General features: G+C 66.4%; 1 pseudogene. It reads left to right on the top strand.

The features are described 5' to 3' along the window. Positions 1–109 precede the first annotated feature (109 nt). Positions 110–607: pseudogene (locus A5686_RS03975) on the top strand (hypothetical protein); the annotation flags it as partial. Between the last annotated feature and the right edge of the window lie 66 nt (positions 608–673).

Here is a 673-nt window from a genome sequence, read left to right as displayed (position 1 = left end):
TGCGGTCACTTTCTGCGCCGAGCGTGCACACACGGCGAGACATTGGCTGAATTCTCGCCCTGAGTTCACGTTCGGCGACGTTGTCAGTCCTTCGCGCCACACTGCTCGCGTGCGCGAACCCTTCATCGGCAGCGAGGCGCTCGCAACCGGCGCCCTTAACCGGCACCGGCTGCGAAGTCGATTCGTCGCGCTGCACCCCGACGTCTACGTCGCCCCCGGCACTGAACTGACCGCCACATCGCGTGCACGCGCCGCATGGTTGTGGTCACGGCGGCGTGGCATCGTCGCCGGGCGGTCCGCGTCGGCGCTGCACGGGGCAAGATGGGTCGACCACCGAGCACCAGCGCAGCTGGTCTACCAGCACCGCCGTCCACCGCCCGGCATCAACACGTGGTCGGATTCATTGGCGCACAACGAAGTCCGAGTGATCAGCGGCGTACCCGTGACCTCCGCGGCGCGCACGGCCTTCGATATCGCTTGCCGCAACCCCATCGGCAAAGCCGTCGCAGCTCTCGACGCACTGGCGCGGGCAACGAAACTCGACATCACCGAAGCCGAGTTGCTCACGAAACGCTATAAGGGCCACCGCAACGTCCGCCGTGCGCGCCGCGGAGGTCACGGGTACGCCGCTGATCACTCGGACTTCGTTGTGCGCCAATGAATCCGACCACGT

It is taken from the genome of Mycobacterium sp. E2479 (genome assembly GCF_001667925.1).
Taxonomy (GTDB): domain Bacteria; phylum Actinomycetota; class Actinomycetes; order Mycobacteriales; family Mycobacteriaceae; genus Mycobacterium.
This window is presented reverse-complemented; position numbering and strand designations above follow the sequence as displayed.